10 protein-coding genes are annotated in these 9,262 nt (G+C 62.7%); all 10 read right to left on the bottom strand.

Annotated features, from left to right (window positions below):
• Positions 1 to 74: 74 nt before the first annotated feature.
• Entirely contained in the window at positions 75 to 1,241 is a 1,167-nt protein-coding gene (gene dapE / locus CQ13_RS28100; RefSeq protein ID WP_057846068.1) for a succinyl-diaminopimelate desuccinylase, read from the bottom strand.
• A gap of 106 nt (positions 1,242 to 1,347) precedes the next feature.
• Complete coding sequence (gene dapD, locus CQ13_RS28095) at positions 1,348 to 2,193, bottom strand: 2,3,4,5-tetrahydropyridine-2,6-dicarboxylate N-succinyltransferase (RefSeq protein ID WP_057846067.1); 846 nt, start codon at positions 2,191 to 2,193, stop codon at positions 1,348 to 1,350.
• A gap of 118 nt (positions 2,194 to 2,311) precedes the next feature.
• Complete coding sequence (locus CQ13_RS28090) at positions 2,312 to 3,007, bottom strand: pyrimidine 5'-nucleotidase (RefSeq protein ID WP_057846066.1); 696 nt, start codon at positions 3,005 to 3,007, stop codon at positions 2,312 to 2,314.
• A 142-nt stretch (positions 3,008 to 3,149) separates the two neighbouring features.
• Positions 3,150 to 4,136 (bottom strand): DUF1036 domain-containing protein, encoded by a 987-nt coding sequence (locus CQ13_RS28085; protein WP_057846077.1) that lies wholly within the window; start codon positions 4,134 to 4,136, stop codon positions 3,150 to 3,152.
• A gap of 89 nt (positions 4,137 to 4,225) precedes the next feature.
• Positions 4,226 to 5,122 (bottom strand): acetylglutamate kinase, encoded by an 897-nt coding sequence (gene argB, locus CQ13_RS28080; protein ID WP_028347942.1) that lies wholly within the window; start codon positions 5,120 to 5,122, stop codon positions 4,226 to 4,228.
• Positions 5,123 to 5,230: 108 nt separating this feature from the next.
• Positions 5,231 to 5,599: a DUF423 domain-containing protein gene (locus tag CQ13_RS28075; RefSeq protein ID WP_057846065.1), complete on the bottom strand. Its 369-nt coding sequence runs from the start codon at positions 5,597 to 5,599 to the stop codon at positions 5,231 to 5,233.
• Positions 5,599 to 6,249: a ribosome biogenesis GTP-binding protein YihA/YsxC gene (gene yihA, locus CQ13_RS28070; RefSeq protein WP_057846076.1), complete on the bottom strand. Its 651-nt coding sequence runs from the start codon at positions 6,247 to 6,249 to the stop codon at positions 5,599 to 5,601. Before yihA ends, CQ13_RS28075 begins: the two co-directional genes overlap by 1 nt.
• Before the next feature lie 141 nt (positions 6,250 to 6,390).
• On the bottom strand, positions 6,391 to 8,268 hold the full coding sequence (gene yidC, locus CQ13_RS28065) for a membrane protein insertase YidC (protein WP_057846064.1): 1,878 nt from the start codon (positions 8,266 to 8,268) through the stop codon (positions 6,391 to 6,393).
• A gap of 20 nt (positions 8,269 to 8,288) precedes the next feature.
• Positions 8,289 to 8,738 (bottom strand): ribonuclease P protein component, encoded by a 450-nt coding sequence (gene rnpA / locus CQ13_RS28060; RefSeq protein ID WP_082637689.1) that lies wholly within the window; start codon positions 8,736 to 8,738, stop codon positions 8,289 to 8,291.
• A 27-nt stretch (positions 8,739 to 8,765) separates the two neighbouring features.
• Positions 8,766 to 8,900 (bottom strand): 50S ribosomal protein L34, encoded by a 135-nt coding sequence (gene rpmH, locus CQ13_RS28055; RefSeq protein ID WP_008542748.1) that lies wholly within the window; start codon positions 8,898 to 8,900, stop codon positions 8,766 to 8,768.
• Positions 8,901 to 9,262 lie beyond the last annotated feature (362 nt).

Here is a 9,262-nt window from a genome sequence, read left to right as displayed (position 1 = left end):
GCAGAGAATCATGGCCGCCGACCCTCCGCCATGAAAAGATTCACAGCCTCGTAGGATGGGTGGACAGTGAGAGCCTACCCAAAATACCGCTCCAACAACCCGCGATAGATCTTCGTCAGCTTCTCCAGATCCGACACCGGCGTGCGTTCGTCGATCTGGTGCATGGTCTGGCCGACCAGGCCGAATTCGATCACCGGGCAGTAGCTCGAAATGAAACGCGCGTCCGAGGTGCCGCCGGAAGTCGAGAGCTCCGGCTTGCGTCCGGTGATTTCCTCGATCGCGCTTACCGCGAGATCGGTGAACGCGCCCGGCTTCGTCACGAACACGTTGGAGTTGGAATATTCCCACACGATGCGGGCGCGGATGCGGTTGCCGCAGACCTTTGCCAGCCGCTCCTCGACCAGCGCGCGCAAGCTTTCCTGCGTGTGGTTGTCGTTGTAGCGGATGTTGAATTTTGCACGCGCCTGTCCGGGGATGACATTACCCGCAGTATTGCCGACATCGACGGAAGTGAATTCGAGGTTGGACGCCTGAAACTGCGCGCTGCCATGGTCGAGCGGCTCGTCGGAGAGCGCTACGATCAGCCGCGAAATATCAGGCACCGGGTTCGACGCGCGGTGCGGATAGGCGACATGGCCCTGCACGCCCTCGACATAGAGCGTGCCGGACTGCGAGCCGCGGCGGCCGATTTTGATGCAATCACCGAGCACCTCGACGTTGGAAGGTTCGCCGAGCACGCAATGATCGAATTTTTCGCCGCGCTCGGCGCACCACTTGAGAAGCTTGATTGTGCCGTTGACGGAAATGTCCTCTTCGTCACCAGTGATCAAAAACGAGATCGAACCCCGGCCATCTTTTTGGGGCTTGCCGCCGTTGTCGGCGAGATATTGCAGCACGGCTGCGACGCTGCAGGCGATGCCGCCCTTCATATCGACCGCGCCGCGGCCATAGAGGAAACCGTCCTTGATGTCGCCGGAAAACGCGCCGTGGCTCCATGCGGTCTCGTCGCCAGCCGGCACCACGTCGGTATGTCCGGCAAAGGTGATGTGCGGCGCGCTGTCACCGATCCGGGCATAGAGATTGTCGATATCGGCGGTGCCTGGCTCGCCGAAGGTGACGCGATGCACCTCGAAGCCGGCGTCTTTCAAAAGGCGCTCGAGCACGCCGAGCGCACCGGCATCGGCAGGGGTGACAGAGGGGCAGCGGACGAGGTCGCGGGTAATGGTAACGGCGTCATTCATACCCCGGCTTAACACGCCAAACCGGCGGCGGGCCAGCCTTCTCCGGGTGGCGGCAAAGCCCGCGGCCCGGAGGTTGGTCGCATCGGAGGAATTTTAGGTTCGCGTCCTAATCCCGCAGCAATTCGTTGATGCTGGTCTTGGCGCGGGTGCGCTCGTCGACGCGCTTGACGATTACGGCGCAGGCCGTCGATGGGCCGGGTTGGCCGTTCTTCAGGGGTTTGCCGGGCAGGGCGCCGGGAACTACGACTGAATATTCCGGCACTTCGCCAATGAAGGTTTCGCCGGTCTCGCGGTCGACGATCTTGGTGGAAGCGCCGAGGAACACGCCCATTGCCAGCACCGCGCCCTTGCGCACGATCACGCCTTCGGCGACTTCCGAGCGCGCGCCGATGAAGCAGTCGTCCTCGACGATTACAGGCTCGGCCTGCAGCGGCTCCAGCACGCCGCCGATACCGACGCCACCGGAAATATGCACGCGCTTGCCGATCTGCGCGCAGGAACCGACCGTCGACCAGGTATCGATCATGGTCGCCTCATCGACATAGGCCCCGAGATTGACGAAGGAGGGCATCAGCACGACGTTGCGGGCGATGAACGCCGAGCGGCGCACGATCGCGCCGGGCACGGCGCGGAAACCGGCATCGCGAAAACGGTTCTCGCCCCAGCCTTCGAACTTCGACGGTACCTTGTCCCACCACGACGCCTTGCCGGGGCCGCCAGGAATCTGGCCCATGTCGTTGAGGCGGAACGACAGCAGCACGGCCTTTTTCAGCCACTGATTGACCTTCCACTTGCCCGAGGCCTCACGCTCGGCCACCCGCGCCTCGCCCTTGTCGAGCAGCTCGAGTGCGTGATCGACGGCCTCGCGAACCTCGCCCTTGGTCGCCGTCGAAATGCCGTCGCGGGCATCGAAGGCGGAATTGACGGTGGATTCGAGCGCGGACAGGGACATCGGGATTCCTCGGGGGATTGGGCAAAGTCGGTGGGCTTTTTCGGGATTTGGGAGGTGAGAGTCAAGGCAGGATGTCGTCCCTGCGTTCGCCTGCGTTCGCAGGGACGACGGCGAAGGTCTATACGCCGCGCGCCAATCGCTCCAAAAACCCCGTCAAATCATCGGTGACATGATCGACGTAAGCTGCATCGCGGCCTTCCAGCTCCCAGTCCTCACGCACCACTTCCTTGGCGCCATCAGGCACCACCAGCACCGTTGTCATGCCGAGCTGGTGCGGCACCACGAGGTTGCGGGCGAGATCCTCGAACATCGCCGATCTCAGGGGATCGACGCCGTGGACACGCAGGAACCTATCGTAGGTCTGCGGCGCCGGCTTCGGCTCCAGCTCGGCGGCGATGATATCGAACACCGCCTCGAAATGCTCGCCGATGCCGAGCCGCTCCAACACCGCGCCGGCATGATCGGTCGAGCCGTTGGTCAGGATCAGCTTGCGCCCCGAAAGTTTTGCGATCGCCGCCCCCATCGCCGGGTTCGGCTCCAGCGGCGAATGATCGATCTGGTGCACATAGGCGAGGTAATCGTCGGCGCGCACGCCGTGCTCGGTCATCATGCCGCGCATGCTGGTGCCGTAACGGCGGTAATAGTCCTTCTGGATGACGCGAGCTTCTTCCGCGGAGATCTTCAAGTAAGCGCTGATGAACTCGCCGATCCGCGCGTCGACCTGCTGCCACAGATTGACGTGATGCGGGTACAGCGTGTTGTCGAGATCGAACACCCAGGTGTCGATGTGGCTGAAGGAGCGGGGGGAATTCATAGTACATCCTCGCGGTCATGCCCCGCGAAGGCGGGGCATCCAGTACGCCGCGGCCTTAGTAAGCCATCGGCGTCACGGAGTACTGGATCACCCGCCTTCGCGGGTGATGACGGAAAGAGTTTGAGGTGAGAACGTAGTTCCATCACGGCATCGCAAATCGCAGCGTCTTGCCGCCGCTACTCATATCGACCGGCGCAAAGCCGATTGCGGCAAGTCCGCGCGTTCCGCAATCACTCTGTTCGGATATCTCGAACTTGCTTTCGCGCGTGCAGAGCTGTTTCGGGCCGCCCCAGTTCAACGGCTTGTCCCGGTACTTGATGGCGCGGCTTTCGCCGTCGACGGCTTCGGCAAAACTGTAGACCTGTTTGGGCTGGCCGATCACATCGGGATGCAGGCATTTGCCGGGATCGATGCGGTACCAGCCGCGGCTGGTCACCGCCTTGCCGTCGTCGGTGGCGACCGCTGCCATGATCTTGTGCGGCGTGTCGTTGCACCAGGTCAGCCCTGTGGAGGAGGGCTTTTGCACGGCGTCGATCATGGTGGCGAAGAAGTTTTGCGACTGCACGATTTCGGCTGCCAGGCCGCGGCTCTTCAGAAAGGCGCTCAAGGCTCCTTGCGTCTTCGGCCCGTCGACGCCGTCGATCGGCGCGGCGTCATAGCCCGCGATCACCAGGAGCCGCTGGATGCCGGCGAGCCGCGCCTGCTCGTCGTCATACTCGGAATCTTCGGCCAGATAGGCGACAAGGGTGCCGTCGTCGGTCCGCGTCGGCGTGATCTGGGTGAACGGCGCCGGCGTCTGGTTGCCGCGGCACTGGCGCGCGGCGGCGATGACGAAATTGTCCGGCGCGATGCACAGCGTGTCGTTGCCGTTTTGCGGGATCGGCGAGGCGCCGTAGACGCCGAGCGCACGCGCGTTCAACAGGATGCGGTCGGCGGTCAGCGCGCCCTGCAGCACCACCCGGCAGGCCGCGGGATCGATCCGGAACCAGCCCCGCGTCGCGGTCGCCGATTTCTCGTCGATGCCGATTGCGGCCTCGACGACGTAGCTCATGCGGTTGCAGAGCTTTAAGTCGGCAAACGCGGGCAGCGCGGAAACGAACAGCGAGATCATTGCGGTCGGCAGCGACATCAGGAAGCGTGCAAAGCGCGGCCGTCGCGATGCTCTCCGCTCGTCATGCTTGGCCATGACGGCCCGTATGCGCGTCGCCGCTTTGCTCATCACTTGTGGATCAGCGTGCCGGTGCCTTGATTGGTGAACAACTCGAGCAACACGGCGTGCCGCATCTTGCCGTCGATGATGACGACGCCCTGCACACCCTGTTCCAGCGCGTAGATGCAGGTCTCGACCTTCGGAATCATGCCGCCGGAAATCGTGCCGTCGGCGATCAGCTTTCGCGCGTCCTTGACCGATAATTCCGGAATCAGCTTCTTCGACTTGTCGAGCACGCCTGGAACGTCGGTCAACAGCAATAGCCGCTTGGCCTTGAGCGCACCGGCCACCGCGCCGGCAAACGTGTCGGCGTTGATGTTCAGGGTGTGGCCGTCATGCGAGGTCGCCAGCGGCGCCAGCACAGGGATCAGTTCATAGCCGATCAACTGGTTCAACAGCGTGAGATCGACCTTGTCGGGATCGCCGACGAAGCCGAGATCGATCGCCTTCTCGATGTTGGAATCCGGATCGACCATGGTGCGCGAGGTCTTGGTCGCCTTCACCATGTTGCCGTCCTTGCCGGACAGTCCGACGGCCTTGCCGCCGGCTTCGTTGATGTAGCCGACGAGTTGCTTGTTCACCGAGCCCGCCAGCACCATTTCGACGATCTCAATCGTGGCGGCATCGGTGATGCGCAGCCCGGCGGCAAATTCCGATTGGATGCCGAGCCGCTTCAGCATGGTCGCGATCTGCGGGCCGCCGCCATGCACCACCACCGGATTGATCGCGGTCTGCTCCAGAAGCACGATGTCGCGCGCAAACGCCTTGGCGGTTTCCTCTGCGCCCATGGCGTGGCCGCCATACTTGATGACGATGGTTTCCTCGTCATATTGCTGCATATGCGGGAGCGCTTCTGACAGGATGCGGGCCTGATCGAGCGGGCTGATATCTTGCGCTGATGTCATGAAAGCGGGTCTCGCCATTTTCGGATGTCGGGCCGGGTTCTATCCGATTGCCGGGCAGGGCGCAAAGTGGGTTGTTCCCTTCTCCCCTTGTGGGAGAAGGAAGAGTCATCACCGCCGCGGCCAGGCCGCAGAAACCGCCAGCGCCAGCCAGCTTGCGATCAGCAGTGTCCCCCCAGTCGGCGCGGCCATCGGGAAGAGGCCGTTCCCGGCATAGTGCCGCAGCGTTAAATCGCCGGCGAACAGGGTCGCTGCGAGAACAAAGCCGAAAGCGGCTGCGATGCCGATTTTCCCGTGAACGAGGGCGCGCTCGGCCAACGCGACGGCGCCTAATACCGCGCTGGCGTGAAACAGCAGCATCGACGAGGCGGAAGCCAGCCGTGACGCATCCGCGCCATGGGCGGAGGCTGCCGCAAGCATGACACCGTCAGCGCCCATGATGGCAGCGAGCACGATCAGGATGCGGCCGGCGCGGTTCATCAGCGACGCTCTTTCAAGAGGCGCACCATCGCAGCGCGCAGTTCCGGCATGCCGGCACTGGTGCGCGAGGAGGTCACCAGGACATCCGGAAACGCCGCCGGATGCTTGGCGAGCGCGGCCGTCGTTTCGGCGATGTTCTTTTGCAGCTCAGCGGGCTTCACTTGATCCGCTTTCGTCAGCACCACCTGGTAGCTCACGGCGGATTTATCCAGCGTCTTCAGCACGTCCTGGTCGACATCCTTGATGCCGTGGCGCGCGTCGATCAGCACATAGACCCGCGCCAGCGTGGCGCGTCCTAACAGGAATTGATGAATCAGCTTGGTCCAGGAGGCGACCTTGGTTTTCGGCGCCGAGGCATAGCCATAGCCGGGCATGTCGACCAGCCGCAGCCCGGCCTTGTCAGGCCCTTCGAAGAAAATCAGTTCCTGGGTGCGGCCCGGCGTATGCGAGGTGCGCGCCAGCGCGTTGCGCCCCGTGAGCGCGTTGATGAGACTCGATTTGCCGACATTGGAGCGGCCGGCAAACGCCACTTCCATGCCCGCCATCGGCGGCAGCGTCTCGATCGAGGGCGAGGCCCAGACGAACTTCCATTCACCGGCGAAGAGCTTTCGTCCCTCTTCGATCAGCTCCGTATCGGTTTCGGCGGTCATGCGACGCTTTTCCATTATTCGTCATGGCCGGGCTTGTCCCGGCCATCCACGTCTTGCTTTTTCATCGCCCTAAGACGTGGATGCCCGGGACAAGCCCGGGCATGACGTCTTGGATGGAGTTGCGACCACAATTGGAAGTCGTCACGTCTTCTCGGCGGCCTTCTTCGGAACGAACGTCGCCTTAAGATTGTCGAACAGCTCTACCTTCACGCCGTTCTTTCGCATGATGTAGCCCTGCTGGATCACCGAGAGCAGGTTGTTCCAGGCCCAGTAGATCACGAGACCCGCCGGGAAGCCCGCCAGCATGAAGGTGAAGATCAGCGGCATCCAGTCGAAGATCATCTTCTGGGTCGGATCCGGCGGCGTGGGATTCAGCTTCATCTGAATCCACATCGTGATGCCCATGATGATAGGCCAGACGCCGAGCGCGAGGTAATATCCGATCACCGGTATATGCGTCGGATCGAAAGGCAGCAGACCGAAGAGATTGAACAGGTTGGTCGGGTCGGGCGCAGAGAGATCCTTGATCCAGCCATAGAACGGCGCGTGGCGCATTTCGATGGTGACGAACAGCACCTTGTAGAGCGAGAAGAACACCGGGATCTGCAGCGCGATGGGAAGACAACCGGCGACCGGGTTGATCTTCTCCTTGCGGTAGATCTCCATCATCTCCTGCTGCTGCTTCTGGCGGTCGTCGGGGTAGCGCTCTTTCAGTGCCTGCAGTTGCGGCTGCACCGACTTCATCTTCGCCATCGAGGCGTAGGACTTGTTGGCGAGCGGGAAGAACACCAGCTTGATCAGCACCGTCACCAGCAGGATGGAAACGCCGAAATTGCCGAACAGGTGGAAGAAATAGTCGAGCAGCAGAAACATCGGCTTGGTGATGAAGTAGAACCAGCCCCAGTCGATCAACAGGTCGAAATGGTTCAGCCCGAGCTGCTTGTTATAGCCGCCGTGGCCGGCGAACGGGAAATTGATGCCGACGACGCCGGCTTCCTTGGCCCCCGCAAATAGCCGCGCATTGGCGCTGCCGGTGCCGCCGATCGCAATGGTCTGCGGATCCTGCAGGTAGTCGGCCTGATAACGAGCCTTGGCGCCGGGTTCGGCGAGGAAGCGAGCCTTGAGGCGCGCCGACGTGTCGGGCAACAGCGCCGCGGCCCAATACTTGTCGGTGATGCCAAGCCAGCCGTTCGTCACATTAAACTCGAAGCCGCGCGCGCCATTGCCCAGAATGGGTGCCTCGGCGACGGCCTTGTAACCGTGTTCCTGCAGGCCCTTGTCACCGAGATAGCCGATCAGGCCTTCGTGCAGGATGTAATAGCCCGAGACCTCAGGCGTGCCGTGGCGCGAGATCAGTGCGAACGGATAGAGCGTGACCGGCGCGCTGCCGACGTTGGTAACATCATCCTTGATGGTGAAGAGATAGCGGTCGTCGATCGTAATGGTGCGGCGGAAGGTGAGGCCCTCGCCATTGTCCCATTTCAGCGTCACCGGTCTGTCGGGCGTCAGGCTGCCGGAGCCCTCCTGGTGCCACACCGTCTCGCGGTCGGGAAGCCGAGCCGTCGAGCCTGAGGCGGCGACCCAGCCGAACTCAGCGTAATAGGGATGCGCCGTGTTCGATGGCGAGAACAGCACGATCGCGGGCGATTTCGGATCGACGGTGTCGCGGAATTTCTCCAGCGAGAGATCGTCGACGCGCCCGCCCTTCAGCGAGATGCTGCCGGAAAGCCGCGGCGTTTCGATCTTGATGCGCGGCGTTGCGGCGATCGCGGCGTCGCGGCTGACGATGGGCTGAGCCGCGCCCGGCTGGCCGGCGGGCGTCGTCGCGGATGGGGTCGATCCCGGTTGCGGCGTGGTCGATCCCGGCGCCGGCTGCGGCGCGGATTTGTTCAGCTCGGCCTGGGTCTGGCTTTGCGCGCGCTGCCGCTCCATCTGCGGCATATTGTAGAAATACTGCCAGGCGATCAGCACGAGGCCGGACAGAATGACGGCGAGGATGGTGTTGCGGTTGTCGGTCATCGTTTTTGAGGTCTCGCCATTCAATTCGGGTTCCGGGCCCTTTCGGTTCCGACTGACGTCGCAACCGGGGCCCTCAGTTTTCGTTTTGACGCGTTTTCTTCACGCGAACCGAAATCCACTTCGTTCGAAAACGCTTTGCCCGTCGGCTGCCGGTCGAGGCGATGCAGGGCCGAGCGGAGATCGTCGAGCATGGTTGCGAAGTCGCGGGTGAGCGCGGCGCGACGGCCTACCAGCACATAATCATGGTGCGGTCGCATTGATATGACGTCCAGCCGCTTCACCAGTTCGCGAAGCCTGCGCCGGATGCGATTGCGCTCGGTAGCAGTACCGTTCTTTTTGGTAACGGTGAAGCCGATTCGGATCGGGCCGTCATCGTCGCGGGCCCGGCCCTGCACCACGAAGGCAGCGCTGTTGGCCCGCGTGCCATTGGCAACGGCGAGAAAGTCCGCCCGCTGCCTCAGCCGATCCATGAATGAAATCTCCGGAAAGGATCCGGCTCAGGCGCTCAGACGCTTGCGGCCGCGCGCACGGCGAGCGGCGAGAACCTTGCGGCCGCCGGCGGTGGCGAGGCGGGCGCGGAAGCCGTGACGGCGCTTGCGCACCAGTTTGCTGGGTTGATAAGTCCGCTTCACGGGTAGTTCTCCGCTGACCGGGCAATTTGCCTGTTGGATTGAGATACGTCCGATGATGCGGGCCGGCCCGAAAACGGGCCATTTACGGCCCAAAGCGAGCCGCCCCCGGTGAAACCGGGCCATCGCGGACAATTGGCGCGGCTTATACGGGAGCGACCTGTTTTCGTCAATGTCGGGAGTTGCGGCATCAGCCGTTCTTTGAAACGTCGCAATTGGGGCGAATATATCCGTTTTCGTGGGGTTTTCAGGGGCAAGACGGCGACGCGCCCGGACCATCGGAACCACAGGACATTAGCGATCGGTAATTTGACCGCTAGGTCGCCCAAACGCATCTTCGGAATCGCGATACCGACCGATTTGGG

The organism is Bradyrhizobium retamae, from assembly GCF_001440415.1.
Lineage (GTDB): Bacteria > Pseudomonadota > Alphaproteobacteria > Rhizobiales > Xanthobacteraceae > Bradyrhizobium > Bradyrhizobium retamae.
This window is presented reverse-complemented; position numbering and strand designations above follow the sequence as displayed.